General features: G+C 33.0%; 21 protein-coding genes. 8 read left to right on the top strand and 13 right to left on the bottom strand.

The features are described 5' to 3' along the window. Positions 1-139 precede the first annotated feature (139 nt). Both QE431_RS17875 and QE431_RS17870 read left to right on the top strand, forming a co-directional pair. Positions 140-892 (top strand): SDR family NAD(P)-dependent oxidoreductase, encoded by a 753-nt coding sequence (locus QE431_RS17875; protein WP_281866522.1) that lies wholly within the window; start codon positions 140-142, stop codon positions 890-892. 304 nt (positions 893-1,196) lie between these two features. Then, the gene (locus tag QE431_RS17870; RefSeq protein ID WP_307298605.1) at positions 1,197-4,610 is read left to right on the top strand and encodes a T9SS type A sorting domain-containing protein; all 3,414 of its coding nucleotides are present in this window, start codon (positions 1,197-1,199) and stop codon (positions 4,608-4,610) included. Positions 4,611-4,654: 44 nt separating this feature from the next. On the opposite strand, the gene QE431_RS17865 is transcribed toward QE431_RS17870, so the two are convergent. The 5 genes from QE431_RS17865 to QE431_RS17845 are packed head-to-tail and all read right to left on the bottom strand — an operon-like array spanning position 4,655 to position 8,774. Continuing rightward, positions 4,655-5,194: a MepB family protein gene (locus QE431_RS17865; protein ID WP_307298602.1), complete on the bottom strand. Its 540-nt coding sequence runs from the start codon at positions 5,192-5,194 to the stop codon at positions 4,655-4,657. A gap of 45 nt (positions 5,195-5,239) precedes the next feature. Beyond that, positions 5,240-6,886, bottom strand: a complete 1,647-nt coding sequence (locus QE431_RS17860; RefSeq protein ID WP_307298600.1) for a hypothetical protein — start codon at positions 6,884-6,886, stop codon at positions 5,240-5,242. Then, positions 6,883-7,434: an RNA polymerase sigma factor gene (locus QE431_RS17855; RefSeq protein WP_057117791.1), complete on the bottom strand. Its 552-nt coding sequence runs from the start codon at positions 7,432-7,434 to the stop codon at positions 6,883-6,885. The genes QE431_RS17860 and QE431_RS17855 overlap by 4 nt, the downstream gene beginning before the upstream one ends. 51 nt (positions 7,435-7,485) lie before the next feature. Further along, entirely contained in the window at positions 7,486-7,887 is a 402-nt protein-coding gene (locus QE431_RS17850) for a hypothetical protein (RefSeq protein WP_057117792.1), read from the bottom strand. A gap of 11 nt (positions 7,888-7,898) precedes the next feature. Then, positions 7,899-8,774, bottom strand: coding sequence for a protease complex subunit PrcB family protein (locus QE431_RS17845; protein ID WP_057117793.1), 876 nt, complete (start codon positions 8,772-8,774; stop codon positions 7,899-7,901). Positions 8,775-8,964: 190 nt separating this feature from the next. Between QE431_RS17845 and rmuC the strand changes: the two genes are divergently transcribed. From rmuC to QE431_RS17825, 4 genes are all read left to right on the top strand, one after another. Further along, positions 8,965-10,338 (top strand): DNA recombination protein RmuC, encoded by a 1,374-nt coding sequence (gene rmuC / locus QE431_RS17840; RefSeq protein ID WP_307298597.1) that lies wholly within the window; start codon positions 8,965-8,967, stop codon positions 10,336-10,338. A gap of 89 nt (positions 10,339-10,427) precedes the next feature. Next, positions 10,428-10,976, top strand: coding sequence for an acyl-CoA thioesterase (locus QE431_RS17835; protein WP_057117795.1), 549 nt, complete (start codon positions 10,428-10,430; stop codon positions 10,974-10,976). 41 nt (positions 10,977-11,017) lie between these two features. Then, a complete protein-coding gene (locus QE431_RS17830; protein ID WP_134142521.1) occupies positions 11,018-11,413 on the top strand; it encodes a VOC family protein in 396 nt (131 codons plus the stop codon). A 240-nt stretch (positions 11,414-11,653) separates the two neighbouring features. After that, positions 11,654-12,223, top strand: coding sequence for a YceI family protein (locus QE431_RS17825; RefSeq protein ID WP_307298593.1), 570 nt, complete (start codon positions 11,654-11,656; stop codon positions 12,221-12,223). A gap of 3 nt (positions 12,224-12,226) precedes the next feature. On the opposite strand, the gene QE431_RS17820 is transcribed toward QE431_RS17825, so the two are convergent. After that, the gene (locus tag QE431_RS17820; RefSeq protein WP_307298591.1) at positions 12,227-13,138 is read right to left on the bottom strand and encodes a TIGR01777 family oxidoreductase; all 912 of its coding nucleotides are present in this window, start codon (positions 13,136-13,138) and stop codon (positions 12,227-12,229) included. 98 nt (positions 13,139-13,236) lie between these two features. On the opposite strand from QE431_RS17820, the gene QE431_RS17815 reads away from it, so the two are divergent. Together QE431_RS17815 and QE431_RS17810 are read left to right on the top strand one after the other, a co-directional pair. Then, positions 13,237-13,896, top strand: a complete 660-nt coding sequence (locus tag QE431_RS17815; protein WP_307298589.1) for a TetR family transcriptional regulator C-terminal domain-containing protein — start codon at positions 13,237-13,239, stop codon at positions 13,894-13,896. Continuing rightward, positions 13,896-15,200: an AarF/ABC1/UbiB kinase family protein gene (locus tag QE431_RS17810; protein ID WP_307298588.1), complete on the top strand. Its 1,305-nt coding sequence runs from the start codon at positions 13,896-13,898 to the stop codon at positions 15,198-15,200. The genes QE431_RS17815 and QE431_RS17810 overlap by 1 nt, the downstream gene beginning before the upstream one ends. Before the next feature lie 165 nt (positions 15,201-15,365). On the opposite strand, the gene QE431_RS17805 is transcribed toward QE431_RS17810, so the two are convergent. The 7 genes from QE431_RS17805 to QE431_RS17775 all read right to left on the bottom strand — a co-directional run bounded on the left by QE431_RS17805 (position 15,366) and on the right by QE431_RS17775 (position 22,079). Continuing rightward, entirely contained in the window at positions 15,366-16,661 is a 1,296-nt protein-coding gene (locus QE431_RS17805) for a deoxyribodipyrimidine photo-lyase (RefSeq protein ID WP_307298586.1), read from the bottom strand. 166 nt (positions 16,662-16,827) lie between these two features. After that, entirely contained in the window at positions 16,828-17,337 is a 510-nt protein-coding gene (locus QE431_RS17800; protein ID WP_307298583.1) for an SRPBCC family protein, read from the bottom strand. A 146-nt stretch (positions 17,338-17,483) separates the two neighbouring features. After that, on the bottom strand, positions 17,484-17,924 hold the full coding sequence (locus QE431_RS17795; protein ID WP_307298582.1) for a sterol desaturase family protein: 441 nt from the start codon (positions 17,922-17,924) through the stop codon (positions 17,484-17,486). Between the two features lie 197 nt (positions 17,925-18,121). Continuing rightward, a complete protein-coding gene (locus tag QE431_RS17790; protein ID WP_057117803.1) occupies positions 18,122-18,961 on the bottom strand; it encodes a phytoene/squalene synthase family protein in 840 nt (279 codons plus the stop codon). 5 nt (positions 18,962-18,966) lie between these two features. Further along, positions 18,967-20,433 (bottom strand): NAD(P)/FAD-dependent oxidoreductase, encoded by a 1,467-nt coding sequence (locus QE431_RS17785; protein WP_307298580.1) that lies wholly within the window; start codon positions 20,431-20,433, stop codon positions 18,967-18,969. Between the two features lie 39 nt (positions 20,434-20,472). Further along, positions 20,473-21,372: a MerR family transcriptional regulator gene (locus QE431_RS17780; protein ID WP_057117805.1), complete on the bottom strand. Its 900-nt coding sequence runs from the start codon at positions 21,370-21,372 to the stop codon at positions 20,473-20,475. Between the two features lie 206 nt (positions 21,373-21,578). Then, the gene (locus QE431_RS17775; RefSeq protein WP_243839380.1) at positions 21,579-22,079 is read right to left on the bottom strand and encodes a tetratricopeptide repeat protein; all 501 of its coding nucleotides are present in this window, start codon (positions 22,077-22,079) and stop codon (positions 21,579-21,581) included. Positions 22,080-22,248 lie beyond the last annotated feature (169 nt).

Raw genomic sequence — 22,248 nt, 5'->3', positions numbered from 1 at the left:
TTATAGAAAATAAGGTCATTTTAATATCAAATAACATAACATTAGCGGTAAGCGTTAATGTTATCGTAAACTCTTTTCAAACCTTGAGTATCGGTGTATATCTTCGTAAATTAGAGGTACAAATTTAAATCTTAAGAATATGTCACTTTTAGAAAACAAAGTAGCATTTGTATCTGGCGGCGGTTCAGGAATCGGACGCGCAGTTGCAGAAGCATATGCTCGAGAAGGAGCAAAAGTAGTAGTATCTGATATTAATGTTGATCATGGTGAAGAAACCGTAAAAATTATAAAGGAAAAGGGCGGAGAAGCTTTTTTCGTAAAAGGAGATTCGTCAAGCGCAATTGATAATAAACACATGGTTGAGGTAACCGTTTCAAAATACGGCCGTCTTGATATTGCATGTAACAATGCAGGAATGGGCGGACCTGCAAAACCAACAGGAGAATATGAGCCAGAAGCTTGGGATAAAGTTATTGCTTTAAATTTAAGCGGTGTTTTTTATGCCTGCCGTTATCAATTGGAACAAATGGAAAAAAACGGCGGTGGAAGTATTGTAAACATTGCCTCAATTCATGGGCAGGTTGCAGCTCCGCTTAGCCCTGCATATACAGCTTCTAAGCATGGAGTTGTCGGTTTGACAAAAAACATTGCTGTAGAATATGCACAGAAAAATATTAGATGTAATGCAGTTGGACCTGGGTATATTGAAACAGCACTTTTGAAAGATAATTTGAATAAAGATATGATGGACGCTGTTGCAGCAAAATCTGCAATGAATCGTTTAGGGACTGCAGAGGAGATTGCCGAATTGGTGGTTTTCTTGAATTCTGATAAATCATCATTTACAACAGGAAGTTATATTATTGCCGATGGAGGTTATACCGCGGTATAATAATTTTTAGAGAATACTATTTTGAATTAGGAAAGCAGCGAACAAAAGTTCGCTGTTTTTTGTTTAAAAACCCTGCGGTTTGTAGGAAACATGGAGTTTTTTAGCGTTTTTAAAGATTGTTTATTTTTGAATTATATTTTGAATTAAGAGATTTTGGTTGTAGTAATTTTAATTTAATAAGGCTTATGTTGTTTTAAATTGAATTATTTTGATAAAAAATTCAGCATTAAGTTTATAGTTTTATAATATTAGCTTAACTTTAAAGGCTATAAATTTGACTTCTAAAAACTCTATTCTTTAACGTATGAAAAAACTTTACTTTTCGCGACAGCTTTTGCTTTTACTATGTTTTTTGGGCTGTTTTTCTGGAGATCTTTTTGCTCAGACAATGCCAGCTCCGCAAAAATTGCCACACTCACAGAATTTTAATACACTTTTAGTAACAGATACATCTTATCCAGCAGGATATCAGGGATGGACTGCAGGAACTTCAAATCCAACAGGTGAAAGTCAATTTGCTACATCTGGTAGTTTTGGTGCTGATAGAGCTTTAGTAGCCAATAGTTCTGCCAGTACTAGCAGCGGTAATTTTCATAATTATAATGGAAAAATTGGATTTTTGAATACAGGTTCGTTAGACTTGACTATTGGTTTTGCGTTTGATGCAACTGGACAATTCTCTATTCCTGTTCAATATGATGCAATGACGATTCGTAATCCATACGGCGATGGAACAAATAATCGTATCAATGAAATGATATTGCAATATAGAGTAGGAACAACTGCCAGTTTTACTTCAGTAACTGGAACGTTATATTCAAATAATACTACTACCCAGATTGGAACGGGAAATACAACCCCTCAAAATCCTAAGACTATAAATATCATTTTGCCAGCAGAGTGTGATAATCAGCCTGTAGTACAGATTAGATGGATTTCCAGACAACTTAGCGGGGGAGGTTCTCGCCCATCTTTTGCTATAGATAATATAAAAGTTGGAAGAGATATTACTGCACCTATTAATATTTCTGGTTTCCCTAAAGCAAATAATGTTTTAGCCGAAAGTTTTGATTTTATAAATAAATTAGATGAAGCTGGAAAAACTTATTTTGTACTGCTTCCAGGCGGAAGTGCTGCGCCAACCGTTGCGCAGGTAAAAGCTGGTCAAGACTCAAATGGTACTGCAGCTTTACAAGCAGGAAGTATAGATATTGTAGATCCTGCTCAGGAATATACCAAAACTTTTTCGGGACTTACTTTAAATACGAGTTATTCTGTTTATTCTGTTTCTGAAGATACTTCTAGTAATATTCAGGCAGTAGTAAATAAAGTTGATGTTACTACAGCCAGTTCTGCAGTTCCAGTTTTAACAACTTCTACGGCAAGTTTAGATTTAGGTTTTTCCGAAGCAAATTATGAAGCAAAGGTTCTAAGCTACCAAGTTGGAGCAATTGATTTAACTCAAAATGTTGTTTTAACTTCTACAGCTAATTTTACTATTTCTAAAGATAACAGCACGTTTGCCTCTTCTCTGACTTTTGTTCCTTCTGATTTTGCATCAAATGCTACCCCAACAATATATGTGAAATTTATTCCAAATGCGGTTGCTAATTTTACAGGACAAATCACCCACGAATTGACTGGTGCTGTAACAAAAACGGTTACTTTGACAGGAACAGGAATCAATCCTTATAAACAAGATTTTAACGATTCAAATGTTTTAACAAATAGCGGATGGACACAATATAACGAAGCCGGACCAGTAAACAAATGGTCTTATACTTCAGTAGCTAGAAATGTAAATTCAGGAACTGGCGCCGTTCTTATAAATGGTTTTTCAGATAATGGACCAAGTAAAGATTGGTTGATTTCACCTAAATTACGTTTAGATAATTTTGGAGCACTCCCTTTGCTGTCTTTTTATTCTCGTAAATTTTATGCCGGTCCCTCTTTAAAATTAATGGTCTCAACGAATTATGATGGTGTTAGTAATCCTAATACAGCAACATGGACAGAAATAAATGGAGCATTTCCGACTGTAACAGGTACTTATGCACAATCTCAATATATTAAGCTAGATAATTATAAGACAAGCAATACCTATTTGGCTTGGGTTTATGAAACAACTTCGGGAGGTAATACCAATGCATCAGAATGGTCTTTTGATGATTTTGCTGTAACAAATGAGATTGGATATGTAGATTCAAATCCTGTTTTAGATTTTGGAGTTGTACTTCCAAATACAGTTTCAGACTCTCAATCGTTTAACTTTAAGGCAGAAGGATATGGAGATATTACAATTACAACTCCTGCTTCTTATCAAATTTCAGCAGATAATGTTTCGTTTGTATCCAGTATAGTAATTACTGCTGCCGATGCTTTAGCAGGAAAAACACTTTATGCAAAATTTGCACCAACAGTAAAAGAATTTAAAATATCAGGAGCTTTAACTGTAACAGGAACCTCATTAAACAAGCAAATAGGTTCATTGACTGGTTCTTCTTTGCCAAAAGCAGATACTTTTGATGTAGTAACATACAATTTAGAGTTTTTCGGTGCTCCGACTTCAGCTTATGGTCCTTCAGATAAGCCTCTACAACTAGAAAACGTGGCCAAAGTCATGAATAAATTAGATGCAGATGTTTACGTAGTACAAGAGGTTTCTAGTGATGCTCAGATTGATGCTTTAATTCAGAAAATAAATGTAAACGGAAAAACATTTGAAAAAAGTATTTCTAATGTATGGTCATATTCTTGGCAAAATCCGCCTTCAGATCCAAATTTTCCACCTCAAAAATTGGTAGTGCTTTATAATACGCAAACCGTAACAGTGAAAAAAACACGTGTCATGTTTGATAAATTCTATACTGAATTGCGTAATGGAACTAAAACACTGAACAATTATCCAGGTGATAGCAATAGCAACTTTTTCTCTTCAGGGCGTCTGCCTTATATGGTAACAATAGAAACAAATCTTAATGGAGTTAAAAATGAAATTAATTTAATAGACCTTCACGCACGTGCTAACAGTGGTACTGATATTTCTCGTTACAACATGCGTAAGTATGATACTCAGGTTTTGAAAGATAGCTTAGATGCTCATTATGCAAACTCCAATATTATTCTTTTGGGAGATTACAATGATGATGTAAAAGCATCTGTAATTGAAGGACAGCCTTCTTCTTATGAAGCTTTTGTAACAGACACCAATAATTATAAAGCACTTACTTTAGAAATTAGCCAGGCTGGTGCATACAGCTTTTTGAGCTCAGGCGGATTCTTAGATCATATTACGATTTCTAATGAGTTAATAGATGATTATATTTCAAACTCTACAGCCGTTTATGATCCGCGTAATGATATTGCAAATTACACCACAACAACTTCAGATCACGGACCAGTAATAGCGCGTTTTCAGTTAAAACAAGATGTGCTTTCAACGCCAGATTTTGAAAAGAACAAATATTATGTAAAAGCGTATCCAAATCCTGCTATAGATGTTCTGAATTTTGATGTAAAAACAACTCAAGGAAGAGATCTGAAAATTAGATTATACGATTTCAACGGACGTGTAATTGGAAATCCAATCAGCGTTAAAAACGAATCTGAAGTTAGTACAGCAGCTGTTGCGGTTGGAAATCTAGTTTCGGGAGTTTATTTCTATACCGTTACCGAAAACAACAAAGTGATCTTTAAAGATAAGATTCTTAAAAAATAAGAAAAATAAAAACAAAAAAAGGCTTCCAAATTTGGAAGCCTTTTTTATTGAAAATCTATAAAAGAATTTCTCAATTGATCGAAATCAATTTTATTTGAATTAGTAAGCGAAATAAAATAATCTAACTGCCATTTTTGTGTTTTTTGAGATTGTTTACTTGTCGTTTCATCCCAAGGCGGATAAACTCTTGTAGCTCTAATTCCCTCTTTATTTGGGGCTGAAAACACACCTTTTTCCAATAATATCTTTTTAGGGAAAATAAACTGTCCCCAATTTTGATCCTTACGAACACTAACAATTACAAAATCTATTGCATCAGAGTAATCAAAAGGTTCGATTGTCCCAGTTTTGTTACGTTTCCATAAAGTAACAAACTGTCCAGTTTTAGTTGGAGTGATTTTGGCTTCACGGTAACAAATGTTTTTATCATTCAGCATAAAACGATATGCGCTGTATTCATCACTTTCGGCTTCTTTTTGCAGCGCTGTTAAATGAAGGTCAGTTTGGTCAAAAATACTTTCTTTGGCTAATAATAAATCAGTTGGAATAGGCATGGAATCAATCGTAGAAGCGGTAAAACTCATAAAAGAAATAATAATTAATTTTCTGAAAATTACTACAAATATAATTTAGAAAGAAACATTTAATCCGAAATTTAATCCCCATTGAAACTGATTGAAAGACTGGCTGTTTAACGGATTGATATAGTAATTCATAGCAGGCTCTACAAAAACATTTGTTTTTTTGTAAACTCGATATTGAATTGTACTGCTCAAAGTAGAACCGTAAACATAATCGTTTGCAGTTACATTTTCTCCAATAGAATGACCGTCTAAAGCAACATTGTTCGAAATTAATTTCCCGACAAAACCACCTGTATTCAAATTAATGCTGGCTTTATTTTTATTAAAAACAGAATAAGAAACTTCCAAAGGCATTTCAATATATCGTAGATTTTGATCCAATTTTCCACTCTGGATATTATCACCTTTTAGAGCTTCTTTGGTGCTGTTTGATATCAGTATATAATCAGAATTACTGCTTACCTGCGAAACGGGACTATTACTATTGCTGGCATATTCACCAGGAGCAAAAAGGGCATTACCTTTGGCACTTACATAAGAGACATTCGCCACACTTTGACCAAGTTCATTGATTTTTAAACCAGAACCAACAGCCCATTTTTTATTAATGCTGTATTTCGTTTTAACCCCAAAAGAATTAGATTGTTTGGAGTCGTTTACATTGCCTAAAGTCTTTTCATTTCTAGTGTTTTCAGAACTCGCAACACCGGCAAAAACAGAAAGAGCCCATTTTTCTTTTTTGTTAATTAATTTGTCTTTTTTATCCTTTTCTTCTTTTTTAGTTTCTGGAGCTAAAATTCCTTTTTCTAAATTTTGAAGTTCTGCCAGCTGCATAGAATCTTTTTTACTTAAAGCAGCAGTATTGAATTTTGAGTTCTCTTTTATATTAGCGGCTAAAGTTTTTTCGGAAACTTTTTCATTCTTATTAACAAGAGCATTTTGTTTTGATGCATTATTCCCAACAGAACTTTCGGCAATGAAAGCAAAATTGTTATTGTTTTTAGGAACTAACTTATCATTAAAAATAGAATTCGAAAGCTGTTTTTTAGCCGTAGAATTAAATTTGTTTGGTTTTCCAAAAGCAACTCTTTCTTCAGCGATTCCTTTAGTATTAGAAAATTTGTCTTTTTCTAAAATAGATTTTTTTGAAGATCGAGCACCTGATTTTTCTTCTGGAGAATTAAAATTCTGAACCGCAAGAGATTGATTCGGAACATTATTGTTCGGAAGCTGCATATGAGATTCAGAATCCTTTTTATTGGTTTTGTTTTTCGAATTGGCATGTGCAACACCACTTTCTTGCTCTTGCGTTGCTTTTGAATTATTTAATTTATCTTTTGTTGAAGAAACATTAATTACAGAATCAAGGGTTTTGTTATGATTGTGATTACTGTTTATATTGCCTTTTTTGGTATTATCATTTATTTTTTCATCCAGAACTACGCGATTATTTTCGAAACCACCTTTCCCATTGTCAAAGTTTTTATTTTGAGGAGAAGAACTAAAATGTAAGATTGAGGGCAGAAGCAACCCTAATAGTAAGCATGCAGCAGCCGACCACCAAAGAATAGCTCTTTTCTTCTTTTTTGGTTTGTCTAATTTTTCTTCAATTTGTCCCCATAATTCAGGAGGCGGAACACTCGAAAAGTCTTCCATTGATGAAAAAATATCTTCTATTTTTTGCTTCTTCATGCTGTCTTAAAATTTTTTATGCTCAAAATTCGCTTTTGTAATATGTGTTTGGCGCGATTTAAATTTGATTTTGATGTTCCTTCGGAGATTTTTAATAACTCGGCAATTTCCTTGTGTTTCATTTTTTCAAAAACATATAAGTTAAAAACCGTTCGATATTGGTCTGGTAAATCCCGAATATATTCTAGAAGTTTTTCCTGCTCCATCGGAATAATTTCTAATTCTTCCTCTTCAACAAAATCAGTATCTGGATCAAAAACATCTAAAAAGAAACTTTCTTTCTTTTTTTTATTTAAAGTCTCGATGAGTTTGTTGATGAAAATCCGCTTGAGCCATCCTTCAAAGCTTCCTTCAAATTTGTATTGGTTTATTTTCTGAAAGACAATCACAAAGGCTTCCTGAAAGACATCTTTTGCATCATCCTCGTTTTTCATATATTTCAAACAGATACCATACAAAACAGGAGAGAACAACTGATAAATTTTCAGTTGTCCCTCTCTGTCATTTTTCATGCACAGTTTGATATATTTTTCTAGCTCGTCTTTCAAAAATGTGGTATTGTTTGGTTTGGCAAAAATAGTTCTAAAAAGCTTATAAAACTATCTTTTAAAAATAGTACGAGCTGCGTCTTGGTTATTACTCAAAATCGTTAGGTTTTGATTGTCAAGGTTTTCTATCACATAAGTTTTGCCTTCGAACGTAATTAGATCATGTTCTGACTGATCAAGATATCCTATCCCTTTTTCTACCTGATAAGGACTGTTTCTAATCTCTACATTATTTTTATATGTAATCACTCTCCCATCTGGAGTAAAGATAATTTTCTTAGTAAAACCAATAGTTTTTGGCGTTGCGACATACGGATTATTAGCACCGCCTACAGATTTTTCCCAGATCCAAGTATTTACAAGCGAACTAGATCCTGCACTAAAAGTCTTGTCTATGGAATAAAAACTGGCAAAAAGAAAAAATGCAATAAAAGAGATAAAGAGTTTTTTCATGATCGGGGGGATTATTTTAAACTAGTAATTTTTTCTTGAATAAGTTTTTTGAAAGCTTTTATATCAGCACTTTGATCTTGTGTATCATTGTTGTCAATATAAACCTTAGTTACTGTTATACCTTGGCGTAATTCAAAATAAACACCACCTTGATCTGCTGCATCTGGAGCGCCGTAAATTTTAGTTTGTCCTTTTAAAGCTAAAATTTCAGCAGGAACAGCTTTTAATAATATTGTGTAATCACCTCTTTTTATAGTTGGAGTGTATTTATATTGATTGAAATCGTATTGATTAGCGCCAACATTTAAGAATTTTAAAATACTGTAATCATTAACTTGAAAGAATTTTTGACAGTCTGCACCAGTACAATTATTATTGAAACTACCAATAATTGCTGTGTCTGGACTTTCATTAGCTTTAATGAAAATAAAACCTTTTGATGTTTTTGGAATTAAAACAAAGTCTGAAGGATAAGTAGGAGATTGAGTTATATTTTCGCCTGGCGCTGGTGATTTCTCGTAGTAATTAACTACAATTTCGCAATTGTTTTCTACAATAGAAGTAATTTTAATTGCATATCCGCTTGTAGGTTTAGCTCCCGCAAAAATTCCCACTAAATATTGTTTGGTAAAATCAATATTAGGATCGCTTGCAACAGGACATGTGTTATCATGTTTTGGGAATAATTCATTCATTTTTTCTTGCGTTGCAACAACTGCTACAGCCGCATTGTTAGGCTGCGATTTTACGCTATAATTACAATAGAAGGGAAATCCAGTAAAAGCTACATTTGTATTAGCACCGCAATCAACATAATTATCATCATTATTTAGAGAACATGCACTAAATCCGAAAGCTATAAATAAGCTCAACATTAATTTTTTCATAATTTATTTTAATAGGTTTATATCTTGTAGATTGAACTTTTTAAAAAAGGTTGCGTAAAACTTTTATTTTTTTTTGGAAAAAAAATAAAATGTTGATTTAGTTTGGATTAAATACGAATTCGTGAAATTTTAATTTTTAAAACTAAGTACTACGTATTATTGCGTACTTTTACGTAAAATAAACTTAGTTATGTCGGATTATCTACCATTTTTATTGGCTTTTGTAGTGGCGCTTTTTGTTGGAATATACTTAGGTAAAATGCTTTCCGGGTCTAAATTTCAGTCAGAAAAAGCAATTTCAGAAGAGCGATTAAACGCATTAAACAGCCAGTTGCAAATGCAGAAAGAGCAATTTGAAAGTGAAAAAAATTACTTTCAAAAACAATTGCAGCTGCTCAATTATGAGAAAGAAAACATTCGGACAGAGAAAGACAGTCTGGCGATTCAGCTTTCTAAAAAGGAAGTTGATTTTGAAAATTTGTGGGAACGACATAAAGAACAAAAAAATGAAATCAATGAGCTTCAGGAAAAATTCACCAAAGAATTTGAAAATCTAGCCAATAAAATCCTCGAAGAAAAATCGGCTAAGTTTACCGAACAGAACAGCGAGAATATGAAAAATATTCTATTGCCGCTTCAGGATAAAATTCATGTTTTTGAACAAAAAGTAGATCAGACCCATAAAGAAAGCATCGACTATCACGCCGCACTTCGCCAGCAGATTTTAGGTTTAAGCGAAATGAATGCACAAATGAGTAAAGAAACCTTAAATCTAACCAAAGCGCTAAAAGGCGACAGTAAAATGCAGGGAAATTGGGGCGAGTTGGTTTTAGAACGTGTTCTGGAAAAATCTGGATTAGAGAAAGGAAGAGAATATGAAGTACAGCAGAGTTTTACGAACAGCGAAGGAAATCGTGTTTTTCCAGATGTTGTAATCAATCTTCCTGACGGTAAAAAAATGATCGTCGATTCTAAAGTTTCGCTTGCAGCTTATGAAAAATGGATTAACGAAGAATCGGAAATTTTAAAAATAGATTATCTAAAAGAACATGTCAATTCTATTAGAAGGCACGTGGAACAGCTTGGCAGTAAAAATTATCACGATTTATATCAGATAGAAAGCCCCGACTTTGTGCTGTTATTTATTCCGATGGAGCCAGCTTTTGCGATAGCTTTAAATGAAGATCCAGCTTTATACACCAAAGCATTCGACCGAAATATTGTAATTGTTACGCCAAGTACACTTCTGGCTACTTTGAGAACAATAGACAGCATGTGGAGCAATCAAAAACAGCAGGAAAATGCTTTTGAGATCGCAAGACAAGCCGGCGCATTGTACGATAAATTTGAAGGTTTTGTTTCTGATTTAGTCCGAATTGGAAATAAGATAAAAGATACCAAAACAGAATACGAAAACGCAATGAACAAATTGGTTGACGGAAAAGGAAACTTGATTACAAGCGTAGAAAGATTAAAAAAAATGGGAGCAAAGGCCAAGAAATCACTTCCTGAAAATATAATTGCAAGAGCTTTAAATTCAGATGAAAATGAATTGTTGAATTAAAAAAAATAAAACACATAGAAATATAGGTTTTGTTCTGAATCTATGTGTTTAAAAAATTAAAAATAAAATACACTCCAAAAAACAAAAACATGACTACAGATTTTAAACCCGTTTCTTCATCAAAAATCAGCATATCAGAATTAATGCTGCCTTCGCATACCAATTTCAGCGGTAAAATCCACGGAGGTTATATTTTACAACTATTAGATCAAATTGCTTTTGCTTCGGCATCGAAATTCAGCGGTAATTATTGCGTAACGGCTTCTGTAGATACCGTAAACTTTCTAAAACCAATTGAAGTTGGAGAATTGGTGACCATGAAAGCCTCTGTAAACTATGTCGGCAGAAGTTCAATGATTGTCGGGATTCGTGTTGAAGCAGAAAATATTCAGACTGGAGTTGTTAAACATTGTAACTCCTCTTATTTTACAATGGTTGCCAAAGATAAAGAAGGAAAGAGTGTTCAGGTTCCTGGATTAATTTTGTCAAACCTGCAGGAAGTCCGTCGTTTTAGAAAAGCAATCAAACATATCGAAGTTAGAAGAGAAGTCGAAGAGCACGAAAAACTTACAAATATAAACTCTATTGAGGATTTAGCCAGTTTAGAAAAATATAATGTCCTTCTAGAAATCAGCTAATTTTTCTTATATTTATATAATACACATTAAATAAAGAAAACATGATAAAGTTTGGATATACCATTTTGTACGTTGAAGATGTCGAAGAGGCATTGGCATTTTATGAAAATGCATTTGGATTCTCAAGGAAATTTATAAGCCCGGATAATGATTATGGCGAATTAATTACCGGAGAAACAACACTTTCGTTTGCATCTAAAAAGCTGGCATCGCAAAATTTGAAAGACGGTTTTATAGAAAGCAGTTTAGAAGATAAGCCTTTTGCCATAGAAATAGGTTTTATTGTTGAAAATGTTCCAGAAGTTTTACAAAAAGCGACTTCTTTTGGTGCGATAATGGTTTCAGAACCTGTAGAAAAACCGTGGGGACAAGTTGTGGCTTATGCACGAGACTTAAATGGATTTTTAATCGAAATCTGTACAGAAGTAAAAATGTAGTTAAGGAGCATTTCACATCTTACAAAAAACATTTTACTTTTAAAAACATTCACAAATATTTAGCATTAGTTCTAGAACTTTGCTTGTCGAAATTTCGTAACTTTAAATGTGATCATTTGGTTACGAAATTTTTTTTTTCACTGAATAACTGCCGTTCAATTTTTATAGTTAATCGGATTTTTTTTCACTTTCTATTAACTGCAATTATTGAATGACATAATTGTTTAAATGTAGACGATTATGAAAACAACTACCTTATTATTTTTATTTTTTACTGCTTTTTCTGTAATTGCTCAAGACAAATTTTTTACCAATACCGCCACGGTAAACTTTGAGGCGTCTGTTCCTCTATTTGAAGAAATAAAAGCAGTTAACAGACAAGTTGCAATTCTTTTAGAACCTAAAACAAGTACTTTTATTTGTACTGTAATGATCAAAGATTTTCGTTTTAAACTCGATATGATGCAAGAGCATTTTAACGATAATTATATGGAGAGCCGTCGTTATCCTAAAGCTGTATTTAAAGGCAAAATAGAAAAATTTGATTTGAAAGATATTAATGAAGTCGAAAAGCAATATCAGATAAAAGGCAAGCTTTATTTACGAGGAAAAATGAAAGAGATTGTTGTAAATGCTCTAATCAAGAAAGTTGCAGACGGCATTCAGGTAATTTCAGATTTCCCAATTTCAATTTCAGATTTCAATATCCAAATTCCAAGTTCGGTTGCTTCAAAAATTGCAAAAACTGCCAATACAGCGCTGACAGGTGTTGTTCATAGCGACGAAATAATGTTTGCAGCTTTGAAATAAGTGTTATTTGATACAATTTATGAGTGCCTTTTCTAAATCGGTAAACTGAAATTCAAATCCAGTTTTCTGAATTTTTTCAGAAGAAACTCGTTGCCCAGTTAAAACAGCTTCGCTCATTTCTCCCAAGAAAATTTTTAGAATAAATGGCGGAACTTTAGGAAGCCAAATAGAATAACCAAACAAATTGGCAAGTGTTTTAGAAAAGCTGGAATTTGTGGTATTGTCTGTTATACATGCGTTATACGCGCCTTTCAGCTTTTCATCTTCGATGCTTTTTAAATAAATATTGCATAAATCATCAATATGGATCCATGGAAGATATTGTTTACCCGAGCCAAGGACCGAGCCAAATCCAGATTTAAAAGTCGGAATCATTTTTTTAAGAAAACCTTCGTTTTTCCCTAAAACTATTCCCGTTCTTATTTTGACCGTTCTAATCTCTAAAGAGTCAATTTTGTCTACTGCGCTTTCCCATTTTTGACAGATCGAACCCAAAAAATCATCTGCTGGCGGTGTGTTTTCGGTACAGATTTTATGACTGGTGGCAGCGCCATAAATCCCAACTGCCGAAGCAGAAATAAAAGCATTTAGTTTCTTGTTGTTTTGTTCTAAAACCGAAAAGATTAAATCAATTGGTTTAATACGGCTTTCTAAAAGCTCTTTTTTTCTTTTGTCTGTCCATCTTTTTTCAACAATTCCTTCACCAGCAAGGTGAATGATGTAATCAGCATTTAGGACGGCATTTTCGTCAATATAATTTTTATTTAAATCCCATTTATAATATGTAATTGAAGGAGAATTTTCTCTTTCAGAACGACTCAAAATAGACACAGAATATCCAGCTTCGAGAAGTGTATCTGTTAAGTGTTTTCCAATGAATCCGCTTCCGCCAGTTAAGAGAACATTTTGAGCCATAATAGTTTATAATATATTTAACAGTGTATATTGTTTAAGGATTAGTAAAGATAATTAAACAATGTTTACCTTTATGGCAAATTCTAAATTTTAATAAAATGGCGACTAAAAAACAGGTTATTACCAAAGATGTTATCGTTTCAAAATATATGGATGAGGTTCTGGAAAAAGGTCATAAACCAAAATCGGTTTATCATTTTGCGAAAGAAAATGATTTTACCGAAGCTGAGTTTTATTCCTTTTTTGGAACATTAGAAAGTTTAGAAAAAGAAATTTTCAGAATGTTTTTTGAAAATACAGTTAATCTGCTTCATAAAAATGAAGAATACCAGCAGTATGACATGAAGAATAAAATGCTGAGTTTCTATTTTACGTTTTTTGAAATTTTAACTGCAAATAGAAGTTACGTTTTACAGACGCTAAAAATCGATAGAAATCCGCTTAAAAATTTAGTACAGCTGACTACTCTTCGAGAAAGTTTTAAAAATTATGTTTCTGAAATCCTTACTGATGATTGCAGGTTGGAGCAGGAAAGATTTCAAAAATTTCAAGAAAAAACTATTCGGGAATCAGCTTGGCTGCAATTAATGCTGACGATTAAATTCTGGATGGAAGATGAATCTGCTGCCTTTGAAAAAACAGACATTTTTATCGAAAAATCGGTTAATGCATCATTTGAATTAATGAATGTTGCACCAATGAATCATTTAATAGATTTTGGAAAATTTCTATTTAAAGAAAAAATACACAGCAGATAATGAAAACAATCGATTATATTCCAACTTCAAAAATAGAAAGAGCTGGAAAACTGGTTCAGACTGGAGCCAAAATTGGGGTAAACTATGTAAAGCATTATGCTGAAAAAATAGTAAATCCAGATTTAACCCGAGATAAACTAAACGAAAATAACGCCGAAGATATTTACGACGGACTTAAAAGCTTAAAAGGAAGCGCGCTTAAAGTCGCGCAAATGTTAAGTATGGACAAGAATTTTCTGCCTCAAGCTTATGTGGAGAAATTCTCATTGTCTCAATTTTCAGTTCCGCCGCTTTCTGCACCTTTGGTTTTAAAAACTTTCAAAAATAATTTTGGTAAAACACCTTACGAAATCTTTGACGAGTTCAATCCAAATTCTGTAAACGCAGCAAGTATTGGACAGGTTCATTTGGCAAAGAAAAATGATAAAAAACTGGCTGTTAAAATTCAATATCCAGGTGTTGCAAACAGTATTTCATCAGATTTAGCTTTGGTAAAACCTATTGCAATTAGAATGTTTAATCTGCAAGGGAAAGATTCTGATAAATATTTCAAGGAAGTTGAAGATAAACTTATTGAAGAAACGAACTATTTATTAGAATTAGAACAAAGTAAGGAAGTTGTTGATGCCTGTAATAAAATTGAAAACATCATTTTTCCTAATTACTATCCAGAGTTTTCATCAGAGAAAATCATTACCATGGATTGGATGACAGGAATTCATCTTTCTGAGTTTACTGCTATAAATAAAGATCAGGAAGTTGGGGACAAAATAGGGCAGGCACTTTGGGATTTTTATATGTACCAAATTCACGTTTTACGAAAAGTTCACGCCGATCCGCATCCAGGTAATTTCTTGGTTGATGATCAAAACCAGTTGATTGCTTTAGATTTTGGCTGTATGAAACAAATCCCAGAAGATTTCTACACGCCTTATTTTGAATTAATCAATAAAAATGTAATTACAGATGAAAAGCGTTTTAACGAAAAACTATTCGAATTAGAAATTCTTCGTCCAGACGATTCCCCTGCAGAAGTTGCATATTTCACAGAAATGTTTTATGATTTGTTATCGCTTTTCACGAAACCTTTCCAAAATGAAACCTTCGATTTTGCCGACGAAACTTTTTTCAATGCAATCGCCGAATTAGGAAAGCGTTTCTCTGAAGATACAAATCTTAGAAAAATGAATGGAAATCGCGGTTCTAAGCACTTTATTTACATGAATCGTACTTTCTTTGGTTTGTATAATTTAATGTTTGATTTGAAGGCGAAAATTGTGGTTGATAATTATTTGAAGTACTAGATTGGAAAATTCCAAATTTTTTAAATTCCAAATTCCAATTTTACATAAACCTTTCAAAGTTTAAAACTTTGACAAAGGTTTTTTTTGTATTGTTTGTCATCCTGACGGAAGAAGGATCACAAGATTACGAACAATTGGAATTTGGAATTTTGAAAATTTGGAATTTTATTTAATTATTCCATCCTTATAAGCCGCAATAGCGCGATCTCTCGCAAAAGCATGATCGACCATTGGTTCATTATAACCAAAATCAAATTCAGGAATCCATTTGCGGATGTATTCGCCTTTTTCGTCAAATTTCTTTTGCTGGATTTCTGGATTAAAAACCCTGAAATAAGGCGCAGCATCACAACCTGTTCCTGCTGCCCACTGCCAGTTTCCAACGTTCGAAGCCAGTTCGAAATCTAAAAGTTTCTCGGCAAAATAAGCTTCTCCCCACTGCCAGTTGATTAATAAGTGTTTACATAAAAAACTCGCCACAACCATGCGAACGCGATTGTGCATGTAACCCGTTTCGTTAAGCTGGCGCATTCCTGCATCGACCATTGGGTAACCTGTAGTTCCAGAACACCATCTTTTAAAATCGTCTTCGTTATTACGCCATTGAATTCCATCGTAGGCCGATTTGAAATTATGATTGACACAATTCGGAAAGCTGAAAAGAATTTGAATAAAGAATTCTCTCCAAATTAATTCGCTTAGAAAAGTTTGATTTTTTCGATTTGCCCAGTTTACTAATTTCCGAATGCTTACAGTTCCAAATCTTAGGTGTGGAGAAAGATAGGAGGTACTGTCTAAAGCAGGAAAATCTCTGGTCTCTTTATAATTACCAATTTGTGTTAAGTTGTGCTGCTGTACTTTTATGGTGCTTCTTTCAAAACCAATTACTGATAAATCGGGAAAAGGAAATTGATTTTTTGCAAAATTGGATTGATATGGTTTTGAATCATATTCTGGAGCCGATCCTAAAATATGATATTTCTCAAGCCACTTATTTTTGTATGGAGTGTAAACGGTATATGGAAGTCCGTCTGCTTTTGTGATTTCTTTTTCTTCAAAGATAACGTGATCTTTAAATGAAAAGCATTCTATTTTATTTTCTTTTAATACCGTAGCAATTGCGTTATCACGTTTAATTGCAAAAGGTTCATAATCTTTATTGAAAAATACGCTTTGAATGTCGAATTCTTCTAAAAGCGATTTCCATACTTCTTGTGTTTTTCCTTTTTTAATTAAAATTGAAGATTCAAAAGTGTTTAATTCTGAATTTATTTTTTGGAGTGAATCATAAATGAAAGAGACCCTCGCATCGTTTTTTGGAAGATTATCCAAAATATCTTCATCAAAAATAAATAAAGGAATTATTGGAAATTCAGATTGTAAAGCGTGAAATAGTCCATTGTTATCCTCTAAACGTAAATCCCGTCTGAACCAGAAAAAGGAAACTTTTTGTTTTGTCATTTGTTGAGTTCCGTTTTGTTTTTTTTGCCACAGATTAAAAGGATTAAATCTGTGGGTGTATTCTAAAATTCTCGCAAGGAGTTAAAAGCAAATTGTTTATTTTTAAATATATAGTTTTATAATTTAAACTTTAAAAAATATGTTTCTATGTTTAAAAATAAAATCTTTAAATACTTTTTTGCTCTGCGTGTATTTGTATAATCTTTGGTTGTGGTTTTGAATTAAATAATTCTTCGATTTTCTTATAGCGGAAATCGAAAATGGTTTTTAGTTTGTTTTTTACAACTAAACTATTCATAATCCGCCCAAAAATTCCGAGTGGTAAAGCATAGTGTACAATGTCTGTCATTTTTGTTCCACCGTCTGGTGTTCGCTCAAAAAAATGTTTGTGATGCCATAGTTTGTACGGACCAAAACGTTGTACATCGATAAAATACTCGTTTTCCTTACAAGCAGTAATTTCGGTAACCCAAGAAATTTTGATTCCTAAAAGCGGTCTTAAAGTGTAAGTGATAATTTGACCGTGATACATGCGTTTGTCATCGAAGTCCTTAATTTGAAAATTCATATTGTCCAGAGTGATGGTCTGGAGATTTTTTGGGCTCGAGAAAAAATCCCAGCACTCTTCTACGCTGGCATTTACATATTGTACGGTTGCTATTTTGTATAATTTCATTTCTTATGAATCAATTGTTTGCAAATGTTTCTTGTACTACGTGAGCGTTAGGGATTGCAGTGGAGCTCTTTTTATGGCTGGCTTTTTAGCCCGACATAAAAAAGCGGGAACGAAAAGCCCGGCCCTTGGGAAACGCCCAAATAATGCTACATTTTATAATATTTTAATGGTACAAACAACATTCCGAAACATTCTCCTTTTTCTTTATTAAGGTGTTTATGGTGTATTTTATGTGCTTTTCTGAGTCCGATTAGATATTTGTTTTTGGTGTTTTTGAACCAATTAAAACGCTGATGAATTAATACATCATGAATTAAAAAATAACAAATTCCGTAAAGTGTCACGCCGCAGGCAATAAAAAATAAATAGTTAAAACCGCCTTGAACACCAAAATAAAATAAGAGAATACTTGGAATTGCAAAAATGACAAAGAAAATATCGTTGCGCTCAAAAGTATGTTCATATCTAGGCTGGTGATGATCTTCGTGAAAATACCACATAAAGCCGTGCATAACGTATTTGTGCGTAAGCCAGGTCACACATTCCATAAACAGAAAAACGCCCAAAAAGATTAAGAAAGAAATCATTTGTAAAATGTTGTAATTAAAATTATAATTTAAAATCTTTTGAGTTTAGCTTTAAATTACAAAAGATTGACTCTAAAGAATATTTTTTTTTGATTTGTTGCTCTCATTTTTGTCATTTCGACGAAAGAGAAATCTCCGCAAATAACTCCGCAAACTATGGTAACCATCTTTGTCGGGAAATTATAAACTGGACGAATTTATACCAGTTTGAGCTTGTACGTTACAAAAGACTGCGCCAAAAGTCCTGCTTTTGTGTAATTAGAAACACGGATTCTTGCGTTACCAATTTCGTAATAAGGCGTATTTTTTAGTTTTTTAAGCAATTTTCTGTAATAAACATAAGCGGTATAAACTCCGAATTTGGCTTCGATAGGAAGTTTTACAATTCCTTGGTAAGCGATGCGGAAATCTTCTTCAATTTCTTGTATAATCTGCTCTTTTGAATCTTCGTTGAAATTGTTAAGATTAACACCTGGGAAATAAGTTCGGTTTAAAAGCGTATTGTCATCTTTTAAATCCCTCAAAAAGTTTACTTTCTGAAAAGCAGATCCTAAGCGCATGGCTTCATCTTTTAATTGTTCGTATTTATGCTCTTTTCCAGAAACAAAAACCTTTAAACACATTAATCCCACAACATCAGCTGAGCCGTAAATATAATCTGCGTACTCTGCCTGTGTGTTGTAGGTTGATTTTATAAGATCTAGTTTCATGCTTTTTAGAAAAGCCTGAATAAGATCGTCTGTAATATTGTATTGTTTTACAGTATGCTGAAAAGAATTTAGAATTGGATTTAGGCTGATTCCTAATTCCATTGCTTTATAATATTCTTTTTCAAAATCGTCGATAAGATATTCTTTTTCATAATCATGAAATGAATCTACAATTTCGTCAGCAAAACGAACAAATCCATAAATGCTGTAAATAGCATCGCGAATGCTTGGTGAAAGCATTTTCACGGCAATTGAAAATGAAGAGCTGTAGTTTTTGGTAACCAGCTTGCTGCATTTGAAAGAAACGGCGTCGAATAGTGATTTCATTTTTTTTAAGATCTTAGAGATTTTTGAATTAATTCAGCTGCTAGTTTTCCTGAAATTAAGGCAGGAGGAACACCTGGTCCAGGAACAGTTAATTGTCCTGTAAAGTATAAATTCCTGACTTTTTTGCTTTTTAATTTGGGCCTTAAAAATGCAGTTTGCAATAATGTGTTGGCCATTCCGTAAGCATTTCCTTTATAAGCATTATAATCTGTTACAAAATCGTTTTTGCAGAATGACTTCTTAAAGATAATATTATTTCTGATTTCTTGTTGCGTAACTTGTTCAAAACGAGTGATTATCTTTTCGAAATACTCTTCTCTGAGTTTCTCGTTATCTTCAATTCCCGGTGCAAGCGGAATTAGGAAAAATCCAGTTTCCATTCCATTTGGTGCAGCTGTTAAATCAGTTTTGGATGGAAAATTGGCATAGAATAAAGGCGATTCCGGCCATTTTGGATTATCGTAAATATCGACAGCATGCTGGTTAAAATCGGTATCAAAAAATAACGCGTGATGCGAAATGTTTTCTATTTTTTTATTAAAACCAATAAAAAATAGGAGAGAAGAAGGTGCAAAAATGCGGGTTTCCCAATATTTTTCGGAATAAGCGCGATGCTCTTTATCTAATAAAGTTTCGGTATGCTGATAATCGGCGCCGCTTAAAATGATATCTGCTTTTATAACTTCGCCATTGATAACAATCGCAGTTGCTGTGCTGTTTTCAACTACTATTTTTTCAATTGGAGCATTAGTTTTAATAGAAACACCAAGTTCTAAGGCTAGTTTTTCGATTCCGCGAATAACATCAAACATTCCAGTTTTCGGGTGCCACGTTCCTAATCCAAAATCGGCATAATTCATGAAATTGTAAAATGATGGCGTTTTGGTTGGTTTCGCTCCCAGAAATAATACAGGAAACTCAAGAATTTGGATCAATCTTTCATTTTTGAATTTCTTGCGGATATCGGCACTTACATTACTAAAAAACTGATTTAATTTTAAAGCGGTTTCTTTTGTAATTAATTCAAGCGGTGAAACTCCCGGGCGATACACTAAATCTTTTATAGCGATATCATAATTGCTTTTGGCTTGATTGATAAAGTTTTGAAGTTTTTGAGCGCTTCCTTTTTCAATTTCTTCAAATGTCGATTTGATATCTTCTAAATTGTCATAAATACTTATAAAATCATTTATTCCAAAATAGACGCGATACGCTGGATTCAGCTTTACGAGTTCGTAATAATCTGATGGTTTTTTATTAAAGTCTTGAAAAAAGCGTTCAAAAACATCGGGCATCCAATACCAGCTTGGTCCCATGTCAAATGTAAAACCGTCTTTTTTAAATTGTCTGGCACGTCCGCCAATCGTGTCATTTTTTTCATAAATAGTTACATCATTTCCTTGTTGTGCAAGGTAACAAGCTGCGGCTAAAGAAGAAAAGCCCGATCCTAGTATTGTTATTGTTTTTCTCATTTGTTTAACAAATATAAGAAAAACTTAAACAAAATAAAATTAGATCATATTAATAGTTTCTTCCATTGAATCAAAAACTCGAATTCTATCGGTTAAAACTTTCTGATCGATATGTTCAACCATTTTTCCCATAAGCCAGATTTCGTTGTTTTTTTGCAACAATTTCTGTCCCATAGATTTAACATACTGGTTAATTACATTTCTATCAGGCTGAACTGTCATGAAAGAAACAAATGTAATGTTCTCAAAATGTCTGGTTAAATCCTGTAGATTTTCAATCGGCATACTTTCTCCTAAATAAATGGATTTGTAGCCTTTGTCGAGAATTTCATATTGCAGATATAGTAATCCGATTTGGTGAATTTCATTTAGCGGAAGCGACAAAACAAATACTCTATCTGTCTTGGTTGGTTTTCTTATTTGAAGACTTTCTGTGTAAATTAATATTTTCTGTTTGATCAAATGGCTCATGAAATGTTCATTTGCAGGAGTAATTGTTTCAGACTGCCATAATAATCCAAGCTCTTTTAAAAGAGGTAAAAAATGTTCTTTAAAAACTTCTTTAAAAGTCTTTTCAGAAATAAGCCAATCGAAAGTATTAAAGAATAACTCTTGGTCAAAATTCATCATCGCCATTTTGAAAGAAGTGATGGCGTAATTTTGTGAATTTTTCTTAGAAATTATTTCGCGCACCAATTGTGGAATCTTTTCTTCAGGATAAGTTGCGATTTTAGAAATCTTATAGCCGTACTCGTGTAATAACGTGATGTTTAAAAGTTTCTGAAGATTTTGCAGATTATAAAATCTGATGTTTGTATCAGTTCGCATTGGTTCAAGGATGTTGTATCTCTTTTCCCAGATGCGTATGGTATGCGCTTTTATTCCAGATAAGTTCTCAAGATCTTTAATACTGAAAACAGTTTTAATATTGTTTATCATTTCTCGCGATTAGGTCGACAAATGTAAAACAAAATCTTATATGCAACCTTAAAACCACATTAAAAAGATAGAGGATTAGAGGTTTACGTACTGTAAATATATTTTTTACCTAAAAACAGGTATATTTTATCTAAGAAATATATTACTTTAATAAAAAGTAAAAATAGTCTGCAGTAAGATTGCAGACTATTTTTGTTTTTAAGTTCTTATTTGCAGAAAGTCGATCTGTTTTTTGCAGCACTTTGACTTCCTAATTCAATTGCTTTTGTAAAATCTTTACAAGCATTTTTACTATCGCCGATTTTATTATAAGCTAAACCTCTCAAATTGTAAGCAATGTAATCTTTCGGATTTAAACCTAAAGAAGATGTGCAGTCGTCAATTGCTCCCTGATAGTTTTGCAATTTATAATTAACATTGGCTCTGCCTGTAAATGCATCTGCATTCATGCTGTCTAAGTCGATTGTTTTGCTAAAATCTGCCTGCGCGCCTTTGAGATCGTTTAGTTTAAATTTTGCAACACCACGATTCTGGTATGCCTCGACAAATTTTGAATTCATGCTGATGGCTTTGGTGTAGTCGGCGATTGCGCCTTTTGTGTTTCCGGCTTCCGCTTTTTTTATGGCTTTGTCAAAATAGCCAGTTGCAGATTGTGCCCAGATGGAGCAGGTCATCATCATAAATGATGCTAATAGTAGGTTTTTCATAAAACTAATTTGGGATTAGTGATTAAATTATTTCCAAACGAATTTAAGAAAGTTTTTATTCTGTAAGGGAATTTCTTTTTTAATATAATGCTATTTGTTTATAATTAGGATTTTGACTTTTGTTGAAAGATCAATAATGTGTGCTATAAAATTCTCTTAACTCCTGGAA

The organism is Flavobacterium sp. SORGH_AS_0622 (genome assembly GCF_030818825.1).
Classification (GTDB): domain Bacteria; phylum Bacteroidota; class Bacteroidia; order Flavobacteriales; family Flavobacteriaceae; genus Flavobacterium.
This window is presented reverse-complemented; position numbering and strand designations above follow the sequence as displayed.